This is a genomic window from Pantoea sp. PvP021, from assembly GCF_054056055.1.
The window spans coordinates 69,155-94,315 of the sequence record NZ_JBSRXX010000011.1 but is presented as its reverse complement, the minus strand read 5'-3'; the positions used below and the strand labels follow the sequence as shown (position 1 = coordinate 94,315).

The window sequence follows — 25,161 nt, the reverse complement described above, 5'->3', positions numbered from 1 at the left end:
AGATACCGATGCATCCAATGCTCAACATTGCCGTGCGCGCAGCGCGCAAGGCCGGAAATTTAATTGCCAAATATTATGAAACCCCGGACGCCGTCGAAGCCAGCCAGAAAGGCAGCAACGACTTCGTAACGAATGTTGACCGCGAAGCAGAACGCCTGATTATCGAAATTATTCGTAAATCTTACCCGAAACATACCATCATCACCGAAGAAAGCGGTGAACTGGCGGGCGAAGATCAGGATGTTCAATGGGTTATCGATCCGCTGGATGGCACCTCAAACTTCATCAAACGTTTACCCCACTTTGCTGTTTCTATCGCTGTGCGCATTAAAGGCCGCACTGAAGTCGCCGTCGTTTACGATCCAATGCGCAATGAACTCTTCACCTCTTCACGCGGTCAGGGCGCTCAGCTGAATGGCTATCGTCTGCGTGGCAGCACGGCCCGCGATCTGGATGGCACCGTTCTGGCGACCGGCTTCCCGTTCAAAATGAAGCAGCACGCGCCGGCTTACATGAATATCATGACCAAACTCTTTACCCAGTGTGCTGACTTCCGCCGCACCGGTTCTGCTGCGCTGGATCTGGCCTATGTGGCTGCCGGTCGCGTAGATGGCTATTTTGAGATTGGCCTGAAGCCGTGGGATTTTGCGGCGGGTGAACTGCTGGTCCGTGAAGCGGGCGGTCTGGTGACTGATTTCACCGGCAACCACGGCTATCTGCTGTCAGGTAACCTGGTCGCGGGTAACCCACGTGTGGTGAAATCGATGCTGTCGAACATGCGTGATGAGCTGAGCGAAGCGTTAAAACGCTAAGTCTCAGTACAGAAAAAGGCGGCTTATCAGCCGCCTTTTTTATTGCCTGTTACTCAGTGATGCTTAACGACGTTCGTGTGACAGCACCTGACGAGGCTGAGTACGACGACCTACCATACCCATCACGCCTGCCAGCACGGCTTCGATGATCAGCAGAATCAGGGCATACCAGCTCGCTTTCGCGGTCGCAGCAGCGGCTTTTTCACCGGCTTCACGCGCTTTCTGTTCAGCCTGCTGTTTCAGTTCCTGATACTTCTGAACCGCCTGCTGATAGCTCTGTTCAGTTTTGGCCACGATCTGATCCACTTCCTGATCGCTTTTGCCGGTGCGCGCTTTGATAATATTTTTCAGCGCATCACGATCGGCTGCCTGCAGGGTATCTGAATGACGATCCATCACCCCTTTTAACCAGTTAGCCAGATCAGTATCCGCTGTCTGTGGATGGTTTGCGGTGTTGTTAGCCTGGTTTTCAGCATTCTGCGCTTCTTTATTTGCATCCTGCTTTAAGTTCTCTGGCTGTAATTCCGGTTTCCCGGTCTGGCGTAAAGTCGTTTCCAGTTCGTTCTGCAGGTTATCTAAATTAATATTACTCTCCTGCAGTTTGTCTTTTGCCATTTGGGTAACGGATGGCGCAGCGGCGGAAATACCACTACCCAGCGCCTGGAAGCCTGAGCCCACAATATTCATCGCGCCGCCTAATACACTGGTCGCCAGCGCAATAGCCAGGTAAATAGTGAAAATTGTGCTAAGGCCAAACATCAGTAAACCGTGCAGTGCGCCTTCGCGCTGAGCCAGTCGGCCTGCAACATAACTACCTGCAGCCATCGCGACCAGCATTTCAATGGCAGTCCAGACCAGCGCGCCTGTGCCCAGGCCGTCGAGTGGATTCTGTTCTTTCATCGGATCAATGGTGGTGGCACCGATGGCGGTTCCCAGCAGCGTCAGAATAATGTGAACGATCAACGCACAAATGACACCGGCAAACACGGCGCTCCAGGAAATACGTTTTAACGGCAATCCAGCAGGCCCGGTCGCCAGCGTTTCGGTGTAGCCATTATTAATACGGGTATCAGCCATGAAATATACTCCTCGCAATAAACAGAAAGCGGTCTTGATCTTTTATCATCCCGACGGCGGAATGCCGTTTTGGTATTATCAGCGTAGACAGGGAATAGTCATTTCACCACTAAACCAGCCAGAGAAAAAAATAAAGAGATGAATTCAGAGATAATTAACGAAGAGAAGAGCGCAGCGGCAATTTTATTTCCGCTGCGCTTTTATTCAGAAAGGTCGAATTCCGCCACCCAGCGTCATCTGCGCTGACTGCCATAGCGCGATACCCGCTACGATTAAAATCAGGCTGCCGGTTAAGGCCAGCGCGGGGATCAGCAGTCGCGTCATGCCTGCGGTAACGCCAGGCTGTGCCAGCCGTTGTGCCACCGTGCGCGCCTGCTGAACCAGCAGGCCAATCGCCGAAATGGTCAGTGCCGTGCCCAGCGCCATCACTGCAGCAGAGATAACCCCCCAGCCATAGACACCAATCACTTTGGCAAACAGCAGCATCATAATCGCGCCGGAACAGGGACGTAATCCCATCGACACCACCACCAGCAGCTGGGTTTTCACGCTGAGATTGCCGCTCATCTGCTGCGGTGTCGGAAGATGCGCGTGTCCACATCCGCACTGATCGTCATGCTGATGGTGAGGTTTAAAGGCGCTAAATACCGGGGCCGGACGCGGACGCAATGTCCGCCACAGCGAACGCAGCGCCCGATAACCGATCATCACGCCCAGCCCGATCACCAACAGATAACTGCCCTTCTCCAGCCAGAAACTGCTGAGATGCAGCTGTCGCGATGACGTTTTCAGCAGCAACAGCATCACCGTCACCAGGACAATCGCCACCGAACCCTGCAGCAGTGAGGCGAGCAGCGTCAGCCTGATACTGGTTTTCACTCTGGTGGGATGGGTTGCCAGAAAGGTCGCGATCACCACTTTGCCATGGCCCGGCCCCAGCGCGTGCAGTACGCCATACAGCAGGCTGAATATCACCAGCGAAATGCCTGCCTGGTGGGGCTGCTCCGCAACCTGCTGTAGCAGCTGAGTCATCTGCCGATGCAGATCTTTTTGCCACAGTACGCTCTGCATCAGAATCTGCGGCCAGTAGAGCCAGACCAGCAATGCGCTGCTCAGCAGCACGCCCACCATCAGCCACAGCGGCCAGAGGCGGGAAGCCCGTAACGGTGTGGAGATTACTGACATGTCAGTATCACCGTCTGGGCAAACTGGCGGCCTAAATCCATCTCCTCTGCAGGCGCGTCGGCTTTATCCAGCGACAGCGCATACTGCTTCAGTGAATCATTGGGCTTTGGCGTGTTCAGCGCGAACTTGCAACGCGCCTGCAGCGCCGTCGGCAGCGTTAACGCACCAGGATTGTCATAGAACATATCGACGAAATAGGTGGGATCAAAAGTCAGGATCTCAAAGCGCTGCCCGGTCAGCTTCGGGGGTTCCGCCAGCGGCAGAATAAATTCCAGCACCGCTTTATGGCCGTTACGTGACAGGTTGTATTCGGTTGGCAGATTCAAAAACTTTACCCGCTGTTGGTTGTGCCAGATTTCAGAAAAGTAGTGCTGGCCCAGCACGTTCGCCATCACGCCTGCCGCCAGCTTCTTCCACACCACGCTGCCTGGTTTCGCCTCGCCCGCGTCGTAAAGCAGATCGGCGGAGGTAATCTCATCCATGGTCCAGGTCATCTTTAATCCGGTAAAGGTGTCATCCTGCGCCACCAGTTCGGTTTTCATATCGATGAAGCTGTGAGGATGTGCCATTACAGCCGGACTTAATACCATCAAGAGGGCAAAGAGTGTGCGTTTCATAATGTTATAAAGTAACGTTCCCGATGAAAAGAATCTATAAGTAACAAAATTTTGTGACCCGCCTTAAACCTCCGGCAAATAAACCGCGTAAACCGCGCAGGCGCTGACGGGGTTGACTATTCTTAGCTCAAAATAGCCTGCTGGAAACCTGATTGATGAGTTCTGCTACCCCTTTGGCACCACTCTTCACCCGCTCACAGCGTCAGTGCCATCTTTTATTGCTGCTGTTTCTGCCGACACCCGTGCTTACGCTTGAAAAAGTCTGCCAGCTGAATGGCGTCGATCCTGCTGTTGCCCGACAGGATATCGCGGATGTGGGCCTTGAGATACAGCGATATCACCAGCTGGAATTGCATCAGATGGTGGATGGCAGCTTTCGTCTTCATGGCACAGAGTTGGATCGGCGCCTCTGTCTGCTGCACAACCTGCGACGCAGTTTGCGTTTATCGCAGGATTTCGTCTGCGATCATTTTGCAGCCCCCCTGCGTCAGCGCCTGAAGGTGATGAAGATTGAGAAGGCGCTGTGGGATGAGACCAATTTACAGGCGCTGATCCAGCACTGTAGCCTGCGTCTGAAGCGCGATTTCAGCGAACGCGACCGGCTTTTTCTGCAGATTTTCATGAAATATGGATTGTGCCAGCGCCAGCCGGTGCTGTTCAGTGAAGCGCAGTGTCACTGGCTGCAGCAGAAGGCTGAGCGGCAGGCTGCCGAGGATGTGATTCACCACTGGCGCAAACGCTGCCACCTTGCGCCGCCCGTCAGTGAAACCGACTTCTGGACACTGCTGTTCAGCCAGATACATACGCCTGTCGTGGGTGCGATTGCCCATCCTGCTGAGCAGCAGTTAATGGCTGCGACCCAGCAGTTAATTAATGACTTTGAACGGTGTGCCGACATCACTTTTGCTGATCGCGACGAGCTGCTTAACCAGCTCTATCCTCATCTGGCACAGGCGCTGGATCGCACCCACTTCACTATCGGCATCGACAACAGCGTGGCGCTGGATGTCAGCCGCCTCTATCCCCGCCTGTTGCGCACCACTCAGCAGGCGCTGCAGGCGTTTGAGCAGCAATACGGGATTGCGTTCAGCCCGGAAGAGGTGAGCTTAATTACCGTTATTTTTGGTGCCTGGCTGATGCAGGAGAATGCGTTGCAGGAGAAGCAGGTGCTGATTCTGACGGGTGACGATACCGATCTGGAGCAGGATGTGGAGCAGCAGATCCGGGAGATCACGCTGCTGCCGATCAATATTACCTATCAGGACGTGAAACAGTTTCAGCGGGATGGCGCACCGCGGGATGTGGACATCATCATTTCGCCCTACCCCACCTCGCTGCCACTCTTCTCCCCGCCGCTGGTGCATGCGGAACTGCCGCTGACGTTACACCATCAGCAGCGGATTCGTTATTTACTGGAGTCGTAGCCGGGACGCAGAAATAGCGCGGGCAGCGCCACCAGTGCCATCACCCAGAACAGATGCCCCTGCAGATGAGCGAACAGCACGCCGCAGATCATGGTCATTATCGCAATGCCACCCCCCATCGCCAGCGCGGAATAGAGCGACTGCAGACGGATCACTTCCGCTCCCTGACGCGCCGCAATAAAACGCATCGCCGCCAGATGACAGACGGTGAAGCTGCCACAGTGGAGGATTTGCGCCACAATCAGCAGCGGCAGCGCGGTAGTGGCGCCCATCAGACTCCAGCGGATCAACGCACAAATGCCCGAAAGCAGCAGCAGATCGCGCGCGCTCTAGCGGCGGAACAACCGGTTGCTCAGGGCAAACACGACGATTTCGGCCACCACGCCCAGCGACCAGAGATAACCCACCGTGGAGGCGGAATAGCCACTCTCCTGCCACCAGATAGCACTGAAGCCGTAATAGGCGGCGTGCGCACCCTGCAGCAGTGTTACGCAGAGCATAAATCGCCATACCGCATTCTCACGCAGCAATTCACGCCACACCTGCCAGCCGCCGCCCGCCGCGCCCTGCCGTTCATTACCCTGTGGCTGGGTGGCGGGTGACAGCATCATGCCTGCCAGCATAGAGATGACGCCGACGGAAAGCAGCAGCAGAATGGCGTTTGAAGAGTAAGCACTGACCAGCACGCCGGTTAACGCCGAGCTGATTACAAAGGCCAGCGAACCCCACAGCCTGACCGGCCCATACGCCAGCCCTATCTGCTGTGTCCAGGTGGCGGCCAGCGCATCGCTGAGCGGGACCAGCGGCGAGAAAAAGAGGTTAAAGCCGATCATGACCGTCAGCAGCCACATCCACTGCTCACCCACCCAGAAACCGGCAGCGAACAGGCAGGTCATCAGCGCCAGCAGACGCAGCGCCGTAATCAACCGTGAAGGATTTTTGACCTGAGAAGCGATAAGCAGACTGCCGACAAAGCGTGCCACCATGCCACAGCCGAGCAGCAGGCCAATCTTTTCAGCATCAAGACCGGTGCCTTTCAGCCACACGCCCCAGAATGGCAGATAGATGCCGTAACAGAAGAAGTAAGTGAAGTAGCCCAATCCGAGCCATCTGGCGGAGCCGATTGCCATATTCCCTCCAGCAAGAGTGCTGCCTGGCAGCATGAGTGGGCGCTACTCTGGCAGAGCGCCGCAGGACAGGCAATAAAAAAGGATGGCTGATGCCATCCTTTGTATGCTGTCTCACAACAGGTTAACGATTAAGCGTAGACCGGCAGACGGCTGCAGATTTCCAGCACTTTCTTTTTGGTGCGCTCAATGGTTGCTTCGTCATTGACGTTATCCAGCACATCCGCGATCCAGCCAGCCAGCTCACGCACGTCCGCTTCGTTGAAGCCACGACGGGTAACAGCTGGCGTACCGATACGGATACCGGAAGTGACAAACGGGCTTTTCGGATCGTTAGGCACGCTGTTTTTATTAACCGTGATGTTGGCACGGCCTAGCGCCGCATCCGCTTCTTTACCGGTCAGGTTTTTGCTCACCAGATCGATCAGGAACAGATGGTTATAGGTGCCGCCAGAAACGATGTCATAGCCACGCTCAATCAGCACCTCAACCATCGCTTTGGCGTTTTTTGCCACCTGCTGCTGGTAGGTTTTGAATTCCGGCTCCATCGCCTCTTTGAACGCAACCGCTTTACCAGCGATAACGTGCATCAGAGGACCGCCCTGACCGCCAGGGAATACAGCAGAGTTCAGTTTCTTATAGAAATCTTCGTCGCCGTTTTTCGCCAGAATGATACCACCGCGCGGACCCGCCAGCGTTTTGTGAGTGGTAGAGGTCACGATGTGCGCATGCGGGATCGGACTCGGGTAAACGTCTGCAGCAATCAGGCCGGCAACGTGTGCCATGTCCACAAACAGCCATGCACCTACGCTATCCGCGATTTCGCGCATTTTCGCCCAGTCGCAAACGCCGGAGTAAGCTGAGAATCCGCCAACGATCATTTTTGGCTTGTGGGTTTTCGCCAGTTCAGCCAGTTCGTCGTAGTCAATTTTACCGGTCTCATCGATACCGTAAGCCACGACGTTATAGAGTTTGCCCGACAGGTTAACCGGTGAGCCGTGAGTCAGGTGTCCACCGTGCGCCAGGTTCATCCCCAGAATAGTATCGCCCGGCTGCAGCAGCGCGGTGTAAACCGCAAAGTTAGCCTGTGAACCTGAGTGTGGCTGTACGTTAGCGTAATCGGCACCAAACAGTTCTTTTGCACGATCGATCGCCAGCTGCTCAACGATATCAACGTACTCACAGCCGCCGTAGTAGCGTTTGCCCGGATAGCCTTCAGCGTATTTATTGGTGAGCTGAGAACCTTGTGCCTGCATAACACGCGGGCTGGTGTAGTTTTCAGAAGCAATCAGTTCAATGTGCTCTTCCTGACGCACTGTCTCCTGCTCCATCGCCTGCCACAACTCGGCATCGTAATCGGCAATGTTCATATCACGCTTTAGCATCCGGATCTCCTGACTCAGCTAACTTTCTGACGGTATTTACCCCCCTTCAGGGGCGAAGGCCCACAGTGTAAACCGTTTTAACAGGTGAAGGTAGGGTGAACCTCCTCTTTTTACGCAAACGATTGGCTGGCTACTGGCAGGGCTTTTTTACACCTTTTCACCCTGTTCAGACGCCACGATTTTTCTTCAGGATGTGACGGCGGCTTCTCAGGATGCACCAAAAAGTTGCCACTTTGACAACCGGGAAATTTATCGGGTTATTTACACCACAGGCGAGACGGCTATAAGATGCATTTAAAATACACCTTTAAATGAGAGGCCGTTTTTATGCTTGATGCACACACTATCGCCACGGTTAAATCGACCCTGTCTGCCATCGCCGCCTGTGGTCCTGCGCTTACCGCACACTTCTATGACCGCATGCTGTCGCACCATCCGGAACTCAAAAATGTTTTCAATATGAACAACCAGCGCAATGGCGATCAGCGTGAAGCGCTGTTCAACGCCATTTGCGCCTATGGCGCGAATCTGGAGAACCTGGCCGTGCTGCTGCCCGCAGTGGAAAAGATTGCGCAGAAACATACCAGCCTGAATATTCAGCCTGCGCAATACGCCATCGTCGGTGAAAATCTGCTGGCAACCATTAAAGAGCTGCTGAATCCGGGTGAAGAGGCGCTGGCAGCCTGGGGCCGGGCCTATGGCGTACTGGCAGATGTGTTCATTAATCGCGAAGAGGAGATTTATCAGGCGACGGAGCAGCAAACCGGTGGCTGGCGCGGCACTCGTGCGTTTCGCATCAGTGCTGTTGAGCAGCAGAGCGAGGTGATTAAAAGCTTTACCTTCAGTCCGGCAGATGGCGGCCCGGTAGCGGCCTTTAAACCGGGTCAGTATCTGACGGTGCATCTGCAGCCCGCCAGTTTCGAACATCACCAGATTCGCCAGTACTCGCTTACTCACCTCAGTAATGGCAAAGATTACCGGATTGCGGTGAAACGTGAAGCGCAGGGCACCGTCTCCGGCTGGCTGCATCAGAATGGCAAAGTGGGTGATGAGCTGATGCTGGCCGCACCGCATGGCGACTTCTTCCTTGAGGTCGATGCTGCAACCCCGGTGGCGCTGATATCCGCGGGCGTGGGTCAGACGCCGATGCTGGCCATGCTGCATGCCCTGGCGGCCCGCCAGCACCGCGCGCCGGTCAGCTGGCTGCACGCAGCAGAGAACGGCAAACAGCATGCATTTGGCCCGGAAGTGATAGCAACGGGCGCTCAGCTCACCGATTTCGTCAGTCAGGTCTGGTATCGCGATCCCGCCGCTGAAGATGCCGGTCGCTATGACGCGCAGGGTCTGATGGATATCACCGCGATCTCCGCACGTCTCGCCTCACCCGACACCCACTTCTACCTCTGCGGTCCGCTGCCCTTTATGCAGCATGTGGTGGCGCAACTGCGCGATGCCAGCGTGGCAGATACACGCATTCATTACGAACTTTTTGGCCCGCACAAAGGGATGTAAATCTGGCAGCAACGAATTAGCCTAAAGCGCAGGGAATGCCCGTACCACATTGCTATCTGCCCAATGTGAGCCTTACAGCAACGAATTAGCCTAAAGCGAAGGGAACACGGGCAGAAGAGGAAAGCGTCCCGCGCCAGGACGGCGCGGGCCGAGCGTGCCATGGATGGCGGGTTTTGCGTCTTTCCGATCTGTCCGTGTTCTCTAAGCAGGCACGATCGCACAGCCAACGATTCCAGATGAGGCACTAAGAAACTGGCTTTTGCGTCTTTCCGATCTGACCGTGTTCCCTGAGCAGGCACGCTCTCACAGCCAACTATTCCAGATGAGGCACTAAGGAACTGGCTTTTGCGTCTTTCAGATCTGACCGTGTTCTCAGAGCTGGCTCGATCTCAAAGCTATCCGTATCAGGCTCCCCAGGCATAAAAAAAGCCCGCAGCGCGGGCTTCTTTATGCTGATAAAGAGCTGATAAAGATATAATCAGATCGCCTCTTCATCCTCTTCGCCAGTACGGATGCGCACCACGCGCGCCACGTCGAAGACAAAGATTTTACCGTCACCGATTTTGCCGGTCTGCGCAGTGCGCATAATGGTCTCGACGCAGGTATCAACGATATCGTCGCCCACCACCATCTCGATTTTCACTTTAGGCAAAAAGTCGACCATATACTCTGCGCCGCGGTAAAGCTCGGTGTGCCCTTTCTGGCGGCCAAAACCTTTTACTTCACTCACGGTCATCCCGGTGATGCCGACTTCCGCTAAGGCTTCACGGACATCATCGAGTTTGAATGGTTTGATAATCGCATCAATCTTTTTCATGTCAGACCCTTTTTCACTCCCTCCATGGTCAGAGGGTTTATCAAGTATAAATGTTGCTGGCGCTGTCGGGCGGTAATATCCGGGATTCTTCAGGTTGCCGCAAGCGCTGCCAGATTATGCTGACCGCACCCATTCTGATTCGGGCCTGAGCAGGCAACCTGCCGGTATCACTCCGCAGCCTCCGCTACTCTTTGAAATCACTGGCATCCAGCTCATGACGAGACAGCAGCTTATAGAACTCCGTGCGGTTGCGTCCAGCCAGACGTGCGGCATTGGTCACATTGCCTTTAGTCATCTGCAACAGCTTACGCAGATAGTTCAGCTCAAACTGATTACGCGCCTCAGCAAAGGTCGGCAAAGCGCTGTTCTCACCGCTTAACGCCTGCTCCACCAGCGCATCGCTGATCACCGGCGATGAACTCAGCGCCACACACTGCTCAATAACGTTAACCAGCTGACGCACGTTGCCCGGCCAGCTGGCCGCCATCAACCGCTTCATCGCATCAACGGAAAAACTGCGGATCTGCGGTTTATGCCGTTCCGCCGCCTGACGCAACAGATGATTAGCCAGCAGCGGAATATCTTCAGTGCGCTGATGCAGCGCCGGTATCTTCAGGTTCACCACATTAAGACGATAGAAGAGATCCTCGCGAAACTCCTTTTTCTCCATCGCCTTCGGCAGATCGCGATGCGTGGCTGAAATAATGCGCACGTCAATCTCAATATCATGATCGCTGCCCAGCGGCCTGACCTTACGCTCCTGCAACACCCGCAGCAACTTAACCTGTAGCGGTTGCGGCATATCTCCAATCTCATCCAGGAACAGCGTCCCGCCACCTGCAGTTTTAAACAGACCATCACGGGCACTGACTGCGCCGGTAAAGGCCCCTTTGGCATGGCCGAACAGCTCTGACTCCAGTAACTGCTCCGGCAGTGCGCCGCAGTTAATGGCGACAAAGGGCTTGCCGTTTCGCGGGCTGGCGGCGTGAATCGCCTGTGCCAGCATCTCTTTACCGGTACCGCTCTGCCCGTTAATCAGCACGCTGACGTCCGACTGCGCCACCATATGTGCCTGCTCCAGCAGCCGCAACATCAGCGGGCTGCGGGTGACGATCGCTTCCCGCCAGCGGTCATCGCTGACCGGCGCCTGCTGAGCCAGTGCTTCATCGATCGCTTTATAAAGCGCATCTTTATCCACCGGTTTAGTCAGGAAGCTGAAGACGCCCTGCTGCGTGGCGGAAACCGCGTCCGGGATTGAGCCGTGCGCCGTCAGGATAATCACTGGCAGACCGGTGTGACGTTTCTGGATCTCGCCAAACAGCGCCAGACCATCCATCTCATCCATCCGCAGATCGCTGATCACCAGCTCGATTTTTTCTTTCTGCAGCAGACGCAACGCTTCGGGTCCGCTGGCCGCGGTGGTGACCTGATAACCTTCGCTGCGAAGACGCATGCCCAGCAGCTTCAGCAGGCTGGGATCGTCATCCACCAGCAGCAGTTTTGCCGCTTGTCTGACCATTATTGCTCCTCATCCTGCGGCAGCGCAGTGCCATGGCCGCTGTCAGACACATCCGGGGCTTTCCGCGATGAAAGCTGGCGCTCAATATCAGTAAGTCGCTCCAGCTTATGCTGCGTGTCGCTGAGCTGCTGCTGCTGTTTAACCATCTGCTGGCGTATCGCTTCCAGCTGGGTATCGCTGCTCTGTTGCAGATGAACATATCGGGTGCGCGCTTCACTCAGGTCGAGCTGCGCGGCCTGATTACTGCGCCACAACTGGAGCAGCGGACGCACAGACTGCGGGAAATCGCTGCTGTAGCGATCCAGGGTTTCAACATAGCGACGACGCTCCACTGGCGTCACGTTGCCGTTCGACATCAGCACGCCCTGCTTGAAAGCGCGCGACCAGCTCTCAACCGGCCAGCGGTGGGCTTCGGCTCGGGCCTCGGCGGGGGAAAGGCGTTCAGCGCAATCGATGGCCCGCATCCAGTAGAGGGGATTACTCAGTGCCGCACTATTCTCTATCGTCCACAGGTCACTGCAGCGGGTCGCCAGGTAATCAGCCACGCTGACCTCGGGTTCCGCTACCTGATGGCCTGACGGCAGGGATGAGGTGGCCGGGGAGGTCGTACATCCGCTGAGCAGCAGCGTGATCAGTGTGCTCAACAGTAAAACGGGTAAATATTTCATCAGTCAGACATTCCCGGCTGTGGTGTTCAGTTCAATTCGAAAACAGACGTCAGCCTGCTCGCAGGAGACCAGCGTCAGGTCGCCATGCATCCGGCGCAGGCAATCTTTGGCAATACTCAATCCCAGCCCGCTGCCTTTTACCGGCCCTTTGCGCTGCTGGCTACCCTGGAAAAAAGGTTCGAAAATCATTGCCTGCTCTTCCGGCGGGATCGGCGTACCGCTGTTCGCGACATCAATCCAGACCCGATCGCCCTGCTGCTGACTGCGCAGCCAGATGGTACCGGATTCGCTGCCGTAGTTCACGGCGTTCGAATAGAGATTATCGATGACCCGCATCAGTAACATCGGTTCGGCAAGGCAGTGACTGACCTCCAGATCGACAACCGTCTGCATGAGTTTGGCGCGCGCCGAGAGTGCATGTGCATTCACCACCCCCTCCACAATTTCCGCTACGCTGACCGGTTCCAGCTGGATCGGGCCATCTGCCAGTTTACGGTTGTAATCAAGCAGCTGTTCAATCAGCCGCTGCAGATGACGGCTGCTGCCGTCGAGGATAGTGACCACCTCTTTTTGATCGGCGTTCAGCGACCCGGCTACCTCGTCCGCCAGCAGTTCGGTGCCTTCACGCAGGCTGGCCAGCGGCGTTTTCAGTTCGTGAGAAAGATGGCGCAGGAATTCATGGCGCTGCGATTCCAGCCACTGAAGCCGTTCGCTGAGCCAGACGATGCGCTGTCCCAGCGAGCGTAACTCGCGCGGGCCGCGAAATGTCACGCTGTTACCCAGTTCCCGGCCTTCGCCAAGCCGGTTGATCATCCGCTCAATACGCTTGACCGGCCCGATAATCATGCCGGTAAACAGCGTCATCAACGCCAGACTGATGATAAACAGAATCAGCGCCTGCCAGCCAAAAAACTGGCCGCGATCGGCAATTTCGCGCTGCAGCTGAAGGCCGCGCGAAAACACCACTTCGCGCGTGTCCTGCACCATCTGCGCATTGGTGGCAGAAAAACGATCCAGCGCCTCTGCGGCAGGCGTAACCGGATTACCGTTATCGCACTTTAACGGTGTCAGCAGCGGCAACGTCGCCTGTAAAGTCTGGAATGCGGGCAGCTCGGGCAGGCTGGCGCTGTGCGAACTCAGCATCTGGCTGTAGCGGGTGTGCTGGGTCTGATAAAGGCGCGCCAGCGAGGCATCATCCAGCACGCAGTACTGGCGATAGCTGCGCTCCAGCTCAACCGCCGTTCGCGCCATCGCCTCACTTCTGCGAACATCGGTGAAGGTATTGCGGTTGGTATCCGCTGCCTGTTCGCTTAACGCAGAGAGACTTTCCCACGCCTGCCAGGCCAGCACCAGCAACGGCAGCAGCACCAGTACAAACGCCATCAGCACCAGCTGACGCAGAGAACGGGGAAATAAACGCCATTTTTTCACGCAGCCGCTTCCTTAAGATTTGCTGTCTGGATGCTAACGGACTCTGTCAGCGGAAGAAAGGTGTCGGCGGAAGAAAGGGGAACAAAAGAAAACGGCAGGCTCAATGGCCTGCCGCTGGCACGACGCATGATGCATCGCGTAAAAATGGGTGGAGCCTTACTCAACGTTACGTCCGGTGTTTGATAACGCAAGCGATTATCGGTCAGTTGGACGGCAGGCTCCGTTTGGTGCGTCATTCGGGCTTTATGAGCTCTTCTCCGCTAAGCGGGGCAATCATAAACAGGTGAATGAGCAGCTGCATGAGTATAGCAAGTTCCATGCCAGAAAATAAATCATTATATTTTTCAGCAGATTGAATAAGCTTACCGGACAACTGTTGCGTAAAATCTGATTACAGTAAGGGAAAACTGTCTCCGCAGAGCGACATGAAAACGCGCCTGATGGGCGTTCATTTAAAATCAACGAGATAGATGTCGCCAAAAAGAGACAGTGCGACCTGCTCATTGTCGCCATTTGCCAACAGAGCCACAAAAAAGAGCAGGAGGCGCACTGGCCTCCTGCTCTTTTCAGCGGATTACATTAACCCAGCTGTCTGCGCGCATTGCGGAAAATACGCATCCACGGGCTGTCTTCGCCCCACTCTGCCGGATGCCAGGAGTTGCTGACGGTGCGGAACACCCGCTCCGGATGCGGCATCATGATAGTGACGCGACCACTTTCATTAGTCACGGCAGTGATGCCGTTTGGTGAGCCATTCGGGTTAGCCGGATAGGTTTCTGTTACCTTGCCGAAGTTATCGACAAAGCGCAGTGCCACCAGCCCTTTCGACTCCAGCGCCGCCAGATGCGAAGCATCACGCACTTCAACAAAGCCTTCACCGTGCGAAACGGCGATGGGCATATGCGAACCGGCCATGCCGTCCAGCAACAGCGATGGACTGGCGGCCACTTCTACCAGACTGAAACGCGCTTCAAAGCGCTCAGACTGGTTACGCACAAAGCGCGGCCAGAGATCGCTGCCTGGGATCAGTTCACGCAGATTAGACATCATCTGGCAGCCGTTGCAGACGCCCAGCGCCAGGGTTTGCGGACGGTGGAAGAAGGTTTCGAACTCGTCACGCACGCGCGGATTAAACAGAATCGATTTCGCCCAGCCCTCACCGGCACCCAGCACATCGCCGTAGGAGAAGCCGCCACAGGCGACCAGCGCCTGGAACTCTTCCAGACCGCGACGTCCGGCCAGCAGATCGCTCATGTGAACGTCAATGGCGGTGAAACCTGCCCGATCAAAGGCGGCGGCCATCTCTACATGGGAGTTCACGCCCTGCTCACGCAGCACCGCGACCCTTGGACGTGCGCCAGTGGCGATCATCGGGGCAGCAACATCTTCCTGCGGATTAAAGGTCAGATTAACGTTCAGGCCAGGATCGCTGTCGTTTTTCTTCGCTTCATGTTCCTGATCGGCACACGCCGGGTTGTCGCGCAGACGCTGCATCTGCCAGGTGGTTTCCGCCCACCAGGTACGCAATGTGTTGCGGCTTTCACTGTAGACCGCGCTGTCACCAGAACGGATCACAAAGCGATCGCCCGGCTGCGCGCTGCCCAGCAGATGCGTCGAGTCGGCAAGGCCGTGATCCGCCAGGATCTGCTCAACCACGGCGCGATCGGCGGCGTTGATCTGAATCACCGCGCCCAGCTCCTCGGTAAACAGGGCAGCCAGCGCATCGTTACCCAGCGAGGCGATGTCAACGTCGATGCCGCAGTGACCAGCAAACGCCATCTCGGCCAGCGTCACCAGCAGACCACCGTCGGAGCGATCGTGATAAGCCAGCAGTTTCTGCTCAGCCACCAGCGCCTGGATGGCATTGAAGAAGCCCGCCAGCTGAGCGGCATCGCGCACGTCGGCAGGTTTGTCGCCAAGCTGACGGTAAACCTGCGACAGCGCGGTTGCGCCCAGCGTATTCGCGCCGTTGCCCAGATCGATCAGCAGCAGCAGATTATCCTGATCGGCCTGCAGCTGTGGCGTGACGGTGCGACGGACATCTTCGACGCGGGCAAAAGCGGTAATCACCAGCGACAGCGGTGAGGTCATTTCGCGCTGTTCGCTGCCTTCCTGCCAGCGTGTTTTCATCGACATCGAATCTTTACCGACCGGGATAGTGATCCCCAGCGCCGGGCAAAGCTCCTCGCCGACTGCCTTCACCGCCGCATATAAACCGGCATCTTCACCCGGATGACCGGCTGCGGACATCCAGTTTGCGGAAAGCTTCACACGCTTCAGCGAACCAATATGGGTAGCCGCCAGGTTGGTCAGTGCTTCACCGACGGCCAGACGACCCGATGCCGCGAAGTCCAGCAGCGCAACCGGTGAACGTTCGCCCAGGGCAAACGCTTCGCCGTGATAGCTGTCGAGGCTGGCGGTAGTCACCGCACAGTTGGCAACCGGGATCTGCCACGGTCCCACCATCTGGTCGCGCGCAACCATGCCGGTCACGCTGCGGTCACCGATGGTGATCAGGAAGGTTTTTTCCGCCACGGCAGGCAGATGCAGCACGCGGTTTACCGCATCGACCAGCGTAATGCCGTCACGCTGCAGGGCAGTACCCTGTGTCTGCTGCGTCACCACATCCCGCGTCATCTTCGGCGTTTTGCCCAGCAGGACATCAAGCGGCATGTCGATCGGCTTGTTACCGAAATGACTATCTTCCAGGCTCAGGTGCAGCTCTTCGGTGGCTTCACCAATGACCGCGAACGGTGCGCGTTCACGCTGGCAAATTGCCTCAAACTGCGCCAGCTGATCGGGTGCCACTGCCATCACATAACGTTCCTGTGATTCGTTACACCAGACCTCCAGCGGACTCATGCCTGGCTCATCACTCAGGATGTCACGCAGGTTAAACCGGCCGCCACGACCGCCATCGCTGACCAGCTCCGGCATCGCATTGGAGAGACCGCCAGCGCCCACGTCGTGGATAAACAGAATCGGGTTCTCATCACCCAGTTGCCAGCAGCGGTCGATCACTTCCTGACAACGGCGCTCCATCTCCGGGTTATCACGCTGTACCGAGGCAAAGTCGAGATCGGCATCAGACTGACCCGAGGCCATCGATGACGCCGCACCGCCGCCCAGGCCGATGTTCATTGCCGGACCGCCCAGCACCACCAGCTTCGCGCCTACGGTGATTTCACCTTTCTGCACGTGATCGGCACGGATATTCCCGATGCCGCCCGCCAGCATAATCGGCTTATGGTAGCCACGCAGCTCAGTGCCGTTGTGGCTGGTGACCTGCTCTTCATAGGTACGGAAGTAACCATTCAGAGCCGGACGACCAAATTCATTGTTAAATGCAGCGCCGCCCAGCGGGCCATCGGTCATGATTTCCAGCGCGCTGACGATGCGGGCCGGTTTGCCGAAGTCCTCTTCCCACGGCTGTTCAAAGCCTGGGATACGCAGGTTCGATACGGAAAAACCTACGAGGCCCGCTTTTGGCTTCGAACCCCTTCCGGTTGCGCCTTCATCACGGATTTCACCACCGGAACCGGTCGCAGCACCAGGCCAGGGCGAGATGGCCGTTGGGTGGTTATGAGTTTCCACCTTCATCAGGATGTGTGCGGCTTCCTGATGCCAGCGGTATTCGCTCTCTCCGGCGTCAGCAAAGAAGCGGCCAACCTCTGAGCCTTCCATCACGGCGGCGTTATCTTTGTAAGCAGAGAGAACGTAGTCCGGCGTCTGCTCCATGGTGTTTTTGATCATCTTAAACAGCGACTTTGGCTGTTTCTCGCCGTCGATAATCCAGTCGGCGTTGAAGATCTTGTGACGACAGTGCTCAGAGTTCGCCTGCGCAAACATGTAGAGTTCAATGTCGTTGGGATTGCGGCCCAGTGCGGTAAACGCCGCCACCAGATAGTCGATTTCATCGTCGGCCAGCGCCAGACCCAGTGAGATATTCGCCTGAACCAGCGCCTGACGGCCCTCACCCAGCAGATCGACACTTTTCACCGGCTGTGGCGTGTGATGCGCGAACAGCTGTTCAGCCTGCGCCAGATCGCCGAAGACCGTTTCCATCATCCGATCGTGCAGCAGTGTGCCCAGCGTTTGCCACTGCGCTTCCGTCAGTTGTGGGGCCTGTACATAAAAGGCCAGGCCGCGCTCCAGGCGACGGACCTGCGGCAGGCCGCAGTTGTGGGCAATGTCAGTGGCTTTGGATGACCAGGGCGAAATGGTGCCGGGACGAGGCGTCACCAGCAGCAGACGCCCCTGTGGGGCATGTTCAGCGAGAGAGGGACCATATTTCAGCAGGCGCTGCAGACGGCTCTGTTCGTCAGCGCTTAAGGGCGTGCTGACATCAGCAAAATGGATGTACTCAGCGTAAATATCACTCACCGGCAGATGAGCGTCCTGAAAGCGGGTCAGCAGTTTGTTTACACGAAATGCCGACAGGGCGGGCGAACCACGCAGAATTTCCATTAATAAATCTCTCGTCAGGGCGCCGGGCGACGCTTCATTGGGCGCAACAGGGAAAACGGGGCGTATTATAGAGAAAGCGACCTCGCGACGAAACCGTTTGCGCACAATTTTTGGCGACCCGGATTTGCCTGAATTTTGCGCAAAAGCTGCTATAAAAGTTGCTCAGCGTGATTTTGTTGCGCAAAATGCCCCTCGCTCTGGGAGTTCAAAGAAGACAAATACTGCCTTTAAAAGACAGAGGCCTTAGAGCCAGCGAGAGATAACTATTTGAAACGCCTAAAATTTAATTATCTGTTTATCGGTCTGGTTGCCGTGCTGTTAGCGTTAGCGCTATGGCCATCCATTCCCTGGTATGGGGGTGGGCAGGACCAGATTTCACAGATTAAATCACGGGGAGTACTGCGCGTCAGTACCATCAATTCCCCGTTGACTTACTACACAGTGAACCAATCTCCGGCCGGTATGGATTATGAGCTGGCAAAACGCTTCGCCGATTATCTGGGCGTCAAACTCAAGGTGACAGTACGTCCCAACCTGAGCGATCTGTTTGACGATTTAGATGATGGCAAAGCCGATTTGCTGGCCGCGGGTCTGAACTACAACAGCGAACGCCTGACCCGCTATCAGACCGGGCCAGGCTACTACAACGTTTCGCAGCAGCTGGTCTATCGCGTGGATAAGCCACGCCCTAAAAACCTCGGTGACTTAAAGGGGCGGCTGACTGTTGCGTCTGGATCGGCGTATCTGTCAACGCTGAAGAGCGCGCGGTCAAATCAGTACCCCGATCTGGACTGGGCGATCTCCACCGATCAAAGTCCTAAAGCCCTGCTGGAAGCGGTGGCAGACGGCAAGCTCGACTATACGATTGGCGACTCCGTGACCATCGCTCTGTTGCAGCGCATCTATCCGCAGCTGGCGGTGGCGTTTGACGTCACTGATGAAGAGCCGGTCACCTGGTATGTGCGGCACAGCGATGACGACAGCCTGAATGCCGCGATGCTCGACTTCTTTAACGGTATGGGTGAAGAAGGGGCGATGGCGCGGCTGGAGGAGAAATATCTCGGCCACGTCGGCACCTTTGATTATGTCGATACACGCACTTTCCTGCGCGCCATCGACAACACACTGCCTGACATCAAACCGCTGTTTGAGAAGTACGCCACCAGCATTGACTGGCGACTGCTGGCGGCGATCTCCTATCAGGAGTCGCACTGGAACCCGCAGGCCACCTCCCCTACCGGCGTGCGCGGCATGATGATGCTGACCCGTAACACCGCTGAGAGCCTGGATGTGGGCGACCGGACCGATCCCGAACAGAGCATTCGCGGCGGCAGTCAGTATCTGCAGGATATGATGGCGAAGGTGCCGCAGACCATCCCGGAAGATGAGCGCATCTGGTTTGCGCTGGCGGCCTATAACATGGGCTATGCCCATATGCTGGATGTCCGTAAACTCACTGCCCGCCAGGGAGGTAATCCGGATAGCTGGGCGGATGTGAAGCTGCGTCTGCCCATGCTGAGTCAGAAGCGTTACTACACCCAGACGGCTTATGGCTATGCCCGTGGGCATGAAGCCTATAACTATGTGGAGAACATCCGCAAATATCAGTTAAGCCTGGTGGGTTATCTGCAGGAGCAGGAAAAACGCCTGGCGCAGCAGGCTGAAGCACAACAAGCACAGGCCGAACTGGCCAAAGGCTATCCGGCGGTCGAACCGAAGATCGCCATGAATTAATTCTGGCGTTGCGCCTGACGCAGCGCTTTTTTCTGCTCGCGACGCATACGGAAGAAGTCGCTCAGCATTGCGGCACACTCTTCAGCCAGCACGCCGCTCTGTAATTCAACCTGATGATTCATGCCGGGGTGCCCCAGCACATCGAGCAGCGATCCTGCCGCTCCACTTTTGATATCGTGCGCCCCGAAGACCAGCCGGCTGATGCGGCTGTGAACCATGGCGCCGGCGCACATCACGCACGGCTCCAGCGTCACGTAGAGCGTGGTGTCCAGCAGACGATAATTTTCCAGTACTTTACCGCCCTGCCGCAACGCCATAATCTCCGCATGCGCCGTCGGATCGTGCTGGCCGATGGGCCGGTTCCAGCCTTCACCGATCACCCGGTCATTCTGAACCAGCACCGCACCCACCGGCACTTCGCCCTGCTCCCACGCCCGGCGCGCCAGGTCAAGCGCATGGCGCATCCAGTATTCATCTTGTTGTTTCATGCTGACCACTCCGGGTGACAGAAAAGCGGCGCATTATAGCGGTCTCACCGATCCTTTAGAAACTTATTCCAGCTGTTGCAGCTCACCTGCGGGTGTTACGCGCCAGCGATGCTGACAGAAAAACAGCAGCGGGTTGTCCTGTTTGCTGTCGCTATAGCCGCTGTAGAGCTGTAGCGGGGTGCCGATTTTCTCTTCCAGCTGTGCCACTTTCTCATGGCCGAGGCAGCGCATTGCCAGTACCCGCCCGCCCCAGCCGCGCTGCATCTGACTGGCAATCAGCTTCACGCGTGGCAGAAACGCGGAGTCGTAATAGACCTGCTCCACCAGAGACTGTGGCGATCCGGTGATGAGCCAGACGTCAGCATCATCACTGCCGAGGTAATCGGTCAGACGCTGCTGAACCACCGGAAAGGCTTTAACGCGCAGGCGGAACCACTGTGCAAATTCGGCTTCGAGTTGCAGCAGCGTCCGCTCAGAACGGCCAAAAGTAATAGACCAGAGCAGCAGGCTCATGGGCCAGCGTGCCGCACGGCCTTTAAACAGCAAGCCGATACCCACTACCGGCAATAACGGCACCACCAGCAGCAGATTAAGCGGTCGGCGACGCAGCAGATAGCGCATAAAAGTGCCGAACATGTCCTGCTGGTGCAAAGTGCCATCCAGGTCAAAAAATACGACGCGACGTTGTGTTCCCCTGGTCAAACAACTCTCCTTCAGGCTGATTCTGGAATGATAAAGAGTAGTGTAGCCATCATCAGGCGCTACGGCGATGACTGTCATTTTTAATTCCGATGACTACAATGCCTGATGAATAGTTTATTCTTCACAGATTATCCCTGAATTACGAGGATTGGGCATGAGTTCATTGCTGCGCATTCGCCAGCTTTATCCACGTCTGGCATTGAACGAGCGTCGGCTGGCTGATTTTTTACTGTCGCAACCCGATCGGGCGCGCCACCTGAGTTCGCAAAAGCTGGCGGAAGAGTCTGGCGTCAGCCAGTCGAGCGTGGTGAAGTTTGCTCAGAAACTGGGATACAAAGGCTTTCCGGCGCTTAAGCTGGCTCTGAGTGAGTCACTGGCGGACAAAGATGCCATTACCGTGCATAACCATATCCTCAGCGACGATCCCCTTAAAATGGTGGGCGAGAAGCTGCTGACAGAGAAACTCTCGGCGATCCGCGCCACGCTGGATATCAACAGCGAAGAGAAGCTCAACGATGTGTTACAGCTGCTGAAAAATGCCCGGCGTATTTTACTGGTAGGCATCGGCGCTTCGGGTCTGGTGGCGAAGGACTTCTCCTGGAAGCTGATGAAGATCGGCATTAATGCGGTGGCAGAGCAGGATATGCACGCCCTGCTGGCCAGCGTGCAGGCGATGGGGCCCGGCGATGTGCTGCTCGCCATCTCTTACACCGGTGAACGGCGGGAGATCAATCTGGCCGCGCAGGAGGCGGTTCAGGTAGGCGCCGATGTGGTGGCGTTTACCGGTTTTACGCCGAATACGCTGCAGCAGAGCGCCAGTTACTGTCTCTATACGGTGGCGGAAGAGCAGAGTACCCGCAGCGCGGCCATCTCCTCGACCACGGCGCAGCTGGCACTGACCGATCTGCTGTTTATGGCACTGGTGCAAAACGATCCGGAACGCGCGTCCAGTCATATTCGCCACAGCGAAGCGCTGGTGAAAAAGCTGGTCTGATCAGCGGCAGCGCGTATAATACCCGCGCTTTTTCTGTTGTTATCAGGTGGGTAAAATGGCGCTGTTGATTACGTCCAGATGCATTAACTGCGATATGTGTGAACCGGAGTGCCCGAACCAGGCCATTTCACTGGGCGATGCGATCTATGAGATTGATGTCAGCCGCTGCACGGAATGCGTCGGGCATTATGAGACGCCAACCTGTCAGCAGGTATGCCCCATCGACAACACCATCATCATTGACCCACAGCACACCGAATCACGTGATGCGCTGTGGGAGAAGTTCGTGCTGCTGCACGGCTAGCTTTCAATGATCACCGTGGCGCAGGCGTAGTGACGCTCATCGGCCAGCGTCACGTGAACGTGTTTAACGCCCAGCCTCTCTGCCACTTCAGCGGCATGCTGAAAGAAGCGTAATCCCGGTTTCCCCAGCGCATCGTTATAAACTTCAAACTGATTAAACGCCAGACCACCGCGAATGCCGGTGCCAAAGGCTTTTGCTGCCGCCTCTTTTACCGCAAAGCGTTTAGAGAGAAAGCGCACCGGCTGCTTGTGCGCCTGATACTGTTGCCATTCGGCTTCGCTCAGCACCCGCCGCGCCAGCCGGTCGCCGGAGCGCTCTATCACCCCGGCGATACGTTCAATCTCAACGATGTCCGTACCCAGTCCCAGAATAGCCATCAGCGACGGGCTTCACGCAGCAGCTGCTTCATCTCTTTCACCGCATCCGGCAGGCCACTCATCACCGCACGACCAATAATCGCATGGCCGATATTCAGCTCATGCATTTCCGGCAGCGCCGCAATCGGCAGCACGTTGTGGTAGGTCAGACCGTGACCGGCATTGACCTTCAGTCCCAGACTGGCGGCAAAGGTCGCGGCGTGACGGATACGCGCCAGCTCCGCGTCACGCGCCAGTCCCTCTGGTGCTTCGGCGTAAGCGCCGGTATGGATTTCGATGTAAGGCGCGCCGCTGGCCACGGCCGCTTCAATCTGACGGTGATCGGCATCGATAAACAGCGAAACCAGAATGCCCGCGTCACTCAGCAGTCGTACGGCCGCGTTCATCTTCTCCTGCTGCCCCGCCACATCCAGCCCGCCTTCAGTGGTCACTTCCTGACGCTTTTCCGGCACCAGACAGCAGAAATGGGGCTGGATATCACAGGCGATGCCGATCATCTCATCGGTGACCGCCATCTCCAGATTCATCCGCGTCTGGATGGTGTCACGCAGGATACGCACGTCGCGGTCAGTAATGTGACGGCGATCTTCGCGCAGGTGCACGGTAATGCCGTCTGCGCCCGCCTGCTCGGCGATAAACGCCGCCTGCACCGGATCGGGATAGTTTGTCCCACGGGCGTTACGCACCGTGGCAATGTGATCGATATTGACGCCTAACAGCAACTCAGCCATGACCGTCCTCACTTCTTTTTCATCGTGATGTTGAGTGTACCGCGCAAAGTGAAACAGGCGGTACGACCCGCGCTATTCTTCTGCCTGTTCAGGCTTTTTCTTCGGGATAAACTGGCGGAACAGCTCCTGACTCTTCAGCGGCTTGCCACCAAGATAGGGCTTCAGGGCGATGCGGGTAAACCGCTTCGCGGCGCGCAGGGTGTCGGCATCGGGAAACTCTCGCTCGCACAGGGCGCGCAACTCGCGGCCGGTAAAGCTGCGCTGATTGACCACCAGGCTGGCAATAAAGCCGCGCTCTTCGCGGTAGCTGTACGTCATGTTGTCGCTGACCGGCTCGCCGCTGCCGGCACAGTGCAGGAAATCGACGCCATAACCCAGGTGACCGAGCAGCGCCAGTTCAAAACGTCGCAGTGCCGGTTCGGGCTTGCCGTGCGTTGAGGCTAATGCCTGAAGGCAGTTGAGATAGTCGAAGAAGAGTTCTGAGAAGGGGAATTCCTGCTGCAATACGCGAGAGACCAGCTCATTGACGTAGAGACCGCAGTAGAGCGTGATGCCGCTGAGCGGTAAGGCCAGCGACACCGCTTCGGCATTGCGCAGGGTTTTGACTTCCCCGCGCCCGCTCCAGCGAACCAGCAGCGGGGTAAAAGGCTGTAACGCCCCCTTCAGCTGCGAGCGCCGCGAACGTGCGCCCTTGGCCAGAACCCGCACCCGCCCTTCGCTTTCGCTGAACAGGTCGAGCAGCAGACTGGTTTCGCTGAAGGGGCGACTATGCAGCACAAAGGCGCGTTGCCAGCCTTCCATTGAATCAGAGATCGTCTGTATAACCCAGGCTGCGCAGCGCACGTTCGTCATCTGCCCAGCCGGATTTCACTTTCACCCACAGTTCGAGATGCACTTTCGCTTCGAACATCTCTTCCATGTCTCTGCGCGCTTCTGTTCCGATGACTTTGATTTTGGCGCCTTTGTTGCCAATCACCATCTTCTTCTGCCCTTCGCGCTCAACCAGAATCAGACCGTGAATGTCGTAACCGCCACGTTCGTTGGTCACGAAGCGCTCGATCTCAACCGTAACGGAGTAAGGCAGTTCAGCACCCAGGAAGCGCATCAGTTTTTCACGGATCATCTCTGACGCCATGAAACGCTGTGAGCGGTCGGTGATGTAATCTTCCGGGAAGTGATGATCGGCCTGCGGCAGATGCTTGCGGGTAATCGCCGCAATGGTATCGACGTTTTTGCCGCTCTCAGCGGAAATAGGCACGATATCGAGGAAGTTCATCTGCTGGCTCAGGAACTGCAGATGCGGCAGCAGAATGCTTTTATCCTGGATGTTATCGACCTTATTGATCGCCAGCACCACCGGCACTTTATTGTCGCGCAGTTTGCCCAACACCATCTCATCATCGGGCGTCCAGCGGGTGCCTTCAACCACGAAGATCACCAGTTCAACGTCGCCAATGGAACTGCTGGCTGCGCGGTTCATCAGACGGTTAATGGCGCGCTTCTCTTCCATGTGCAGACCGGGAGTATCGACGTAGATCGCCTGATATTCGCCTTCGGTATGAATGCCCATGATGCGGTGGCGCGTGGTTTGCGGCTTACGCGAGGTGATCGACACCTTCTGCCCCAGCAACTGGTTCAGTAAGGTGGATTTACCGACGTTTGGTCGGCCAACAATCGCGACAAAGCCGCAATAAGTAACGTTTTCGCTCATTCGAGTCCTGAATTGTTCAGCGCCTGATGCGGCGCCGAAAGAGTGCTATTTGAGTCATGTGTCATTCAGCGTCTTCTGA

21 protein-coding genes and 1 pseudogene are annotated in these 25,161 nt (G+C 56.5%); 6 read left to right on the top strand and 16 right to left on the bottom strand.

The window, feature by feature from the left end:
* Positions 1–8 precede the first annotated feature (8 nt).
* Positions 9–812 (top strand): inositol-1-monophosphatase, encoded by an 804-nt coding sequence (gene suhB / locus ACVKSX_RS21350; protein WP_008926709.1) that lies wholly within the window; start codon positions 9–11, stop codon positions 810–812.
* Positions 813–875: 63 nt separating this feature from the next.
* Here the strand turns inward: suhB and ACVKSX_RS21345 are convergent, their stop codons facing one another.
* The 3 genes from ACVKSX_RS21345 to ACVKSX_RS21335 form a co-directional block, all read right to left on the bottom strand.
* Entirely contained in the window at positions 876–1,889 is a 1,014-nt protein-coding gene (locus ACVKSX_RS21345) for a TIGR04086 family membrane protein (RefSeq protein ID WP_010257601.1), read from the bottom strand.
* A 204-nt stretch (positions 1,890–2,093) separates the two neighbouring features.
* Entirely contained in the window at positions 2,094–3,074 is a 981-nt protein-coding gene (locus ACVKSX_RS21340) for a nickel/cobalt transporter (RefSeq protein ID WP_354439531.1), read from the bottom strand.
* Positions 3,065–3,691 (bottom strand): DUF1007 family protein, encoded by a 627-nt coding sequence (locus tag ACVKSX_RS21335; protein ID WP_010257608.1) that lies wholly within the window; start codon positions 3,689–3,691, stop codon positions 3,065–3,067. The genes ACVKSX_RS21340 and ACVKSX_RS21335 overlap by 10 nt, the downstream gene beginning before the upstream one ends.
* A gap of 155 nt (positions 3,692–3,846) precedes the next feature.
* On the opposite strand from ACVKSX_RS21335, the gene csiE reads away from it, so the two are divergent.
* Positions 3,847–5,115 carry a stationary phase inducible protein CsiE gene (gene csiE, locus ACVKSX_RS21330; protein ID WP_354439534.1) on the top strand — a complete coding sequence of 423 codons (1,269 nt, stop codon included), beginning with the start codon at positions 3,847–3,849 and terminating at the stop codon, positions 5,113–5,115.
* On the opposite strand, the pseudogene ACVKSX_RS21325 reads toward csiE, so the two are convergent.
* Together ACVKSX_RS21325 and glyA are read right to left on the bottom strand one after the other, a co-directional pair.
* Positions 5,097–6,245 (bottom strand): annotated as a pseudogene (locus ACVKSX_RS21325) (3-phenylpropionate MFS transporter). The gene csiE and the pseudogene ACVKSX_RS21325 sit on opposite strands and share 19 nt — an antisense overlap.
* A 128-nt stretch (positions 6,246–6,373) precedes the next feature.
* A complete protein-coding gene (glyA, locus tag ACVKSX_RS21320) occupies positions 6,374–7,627 on the bottom strand; it encodes a serine hydroxymethyltransferase (protein WP_010257616.1) in 1,254 nt (417 codons plus the stop codon).
* Between the two features lie 327 nt (positions 7,628–7,954).
* Between glyA and hmpA the strand changes: the two genes are divergently transcribed.
* On the top strand, positions 7,955–9,139 hold the full coding sequence (gene hmpA / locus ACVKSX_RS21315; protein WP_354439536.1) for an NO-inducible flavohemoprotein: 1,185 nt from the start codon (positions 7,955–7,957) through the stop codon (positions 9,137–9,139).
* Between the two features lie 478 nt (positions 9,140–9,617).
* On the opposite strand, the gene glnB is transcribed toward hmpA, so the two are convergent.
* The 5 genes from glnB to purL form a co-directional block, all read right to left on the bottom strand.
* Complete coding sequence (gene glnB / locus ACVKSX_RS21310; RefSeq protein ID WP_003848647.1) at positions 9,618–9,956, bottom strand: nitrogen regulatory protein P-II; 339 nt, start codon at positions 9,954–9,956, stop codon at positions 9,618–9,620.
* A gap of 184 nt (positions 9,957–10,140) precedes the next feature.
* Positions 10,141–11,475, bottom strand: coding sequence for a two-component system response regulator GlrR (gene glrR, locus ACVKSX_RS21305; protein ID WP_010257627.1), 1,335 nt, complete (start codon positions 11,473–11,475; stop codon positions 10,141–10,143).
* Positions 11,475–12,143 carry a two-component system QseEF-associated lipoprotein QseG gene (qseG, locus tag ACVKSX_RS21300; RefSeq protein WP_182500263.1) on the bottom strand — a complete coding sequence of 223 codons (669 nt, stop codon included), beginning with the start codon at positions 12,141–12,143 and terminating at the stop codon, positions 11,475–11,477. The genes glrR and qseG overlap by 1 nt, the downstream gene beginning before the upstream one ends.
* A gap of 3 nt (positions 12,144–12,146) precedes the next feature.
* On the bottom strand, positions 12,147–13,574 hold the full coding sequence (locus ACVKSX_RS21295) for a sensor histidine kinase (RefSeq protein ID WP_010257633.1): 1,428 nt from the start codon (positions 13,572–13,574) through the stop codon (positions 12,147–12,149).
* Positions 13,575–14,153: 579 nt separating this feature from the next.
* Positions 14,154–18,041, bottom strand: a complete 3,888-nt coding sequence (gene purL, locus ACVKSX_RS21290) for a phosphoribosylformylglycinamidine synthase (RefSeq protein ID WP_010257635.1) — start codon at positions 18,039–18,041, stop codon at positions 14,154–14,156.
* A 267-nt stretch (positions 18,042–18,308) separates the two neighbouring features.
* On the opposite strand from purL, the gene mltF reads away from it, so the two are divergent.
* Complete coding sequence (mltF, locus tag ACVKSX_RS21285; RefSeq protein WP_033758659.1) at positions 18,309–19,775, top strand: membrane-bound lytic murein transglycosylase MltF; 1,467 nt, start codon at positions 18,309–18,311, stop codon at positions 19,773–19,775.
* On the opposite strand, the gene tadA is transcribed toward mltF, so the two are convergent.
* Together tadA and yfhb are read right to left on the bottom strand one after the other, a co-directional pair.
* Entirely contained in the window at positions 19,772–20,263 is a 492-nt protein-coding gene (gene tadA, locus ACVKSX_RS21280) for a tRNA adenosine(34) deaminase TadA (RefSeq protein WP_073970918.1), read from the bottom strand. The two genes, mltF and tadA, sit on opposite strands and share 4 nt — an antisense overlap.
* 63 nt (positions 20,264–20,326) lie before the next feature.
* Positions 20,327–20,965, bottom strand: a complete 639-nt coding sequence (gene yfhb, locus ACVKSX_RS21275; RefSeq protein WP_010257641.1) for a phosphatidylglycerophosphatase C — start codon at positions 20,963–20,965, stop codon at positions 20,327–20,329.
* 154 nt (positions 20,966–21,119) lie between these two features.
* Between yfhb and ACVKSX_RS21270 the strand changes: the two genes are divergently transcribed.
* Together ACVKSX_RS21270 and ACVKSX_RS21265 are read left to right on the top strand one after the other, a co-directional pair.
* Positions 21,120–21,959 carry a MurR/RpiR family transcriptional regulator gene (locus ACVKSX_RS21270; protein WP_010257643.1) on the top strand — a complete coding sequence of 280 codons (840 nt, stop codon included), beginning with the start codon at positions 21,120–21,122 and terminating at the stop codon, positions 21,957–21,959.
* Between the two features lie 55 nt (positions 21,960–22,014).
* On the top strand, positions 22,015–22,263 hold the full coding sequence (locus ACVKSX_RS21265) for a YfhL family 4Fe-4S dicluster ferredoxin (protein ID WP_010671305.1): 249 nt from the start codon (positions 22,015–22,017) through the stop codon (positions 22,261–22,263).
* Here ACVKSX_RS21265 and acpS read toward each other — a convergent pair.
* The 4 genes from acpS to era all read right to left on the bottom strand — a co-directional run bounded on the left by acpS (position 22,260) and on the right by era (position 25,082).
* Positions 22,260–22,640: a holo-ACP synthase gene (acpS, locus tag ACVKSX_RS21260; protein ID WP_010257645.1), complete on the bottom strand. Its 381-nt coding sequence runs from the start codon at positions 22,638–22,640 to the stop codon at positions 22,260–22,262. The genes ACVKSX_RS21265 and acpS overlap by 4 nt on opposite strands.
* Entirely contained in the window at positions 22,640–23,371 is a 732-nt protein-coding gene (pdxJ, locus tag ACVKSX_RS21255) for a pyridoxine 5'-phosphate synthase (protein ID WP_010257647.1), read from the bottom strand. Before pdxJ ends, acpS begins: the two co-directional genes overlap by 1 nt.
* A gap of 72 nt (positions 23,372–23,443) precedes the next feature.
* Positions 23,444–24,172 carry a DNA repair protein RecO gene (gene recO / locus ACVKSX_RS21250; RefSeq protein ID WP_010257651.1) on the bottom strand — a complete coding sequence of 243 codons (729 nt, stop codon included), beginning with the start codon at positions 24,170–24,172 and terminating at the stop codon, positions 23,444–23,446.
* A 4-nt stretch (positions 24,173–24,176) separates the two neighbouring features.
* On the bottom strand, positions 24,177–25,082 hold the full coding sequence (era, locus tag ACVKSX_RS21245; protein WP_010257653.1) for a GTPase Era: 906 nt from the start codon (positions 25,080–25,082) through the stop codon (positions 24,177–24,179).
* Positions 25,083–25,161: the final 79 nt, after the last annotated feature.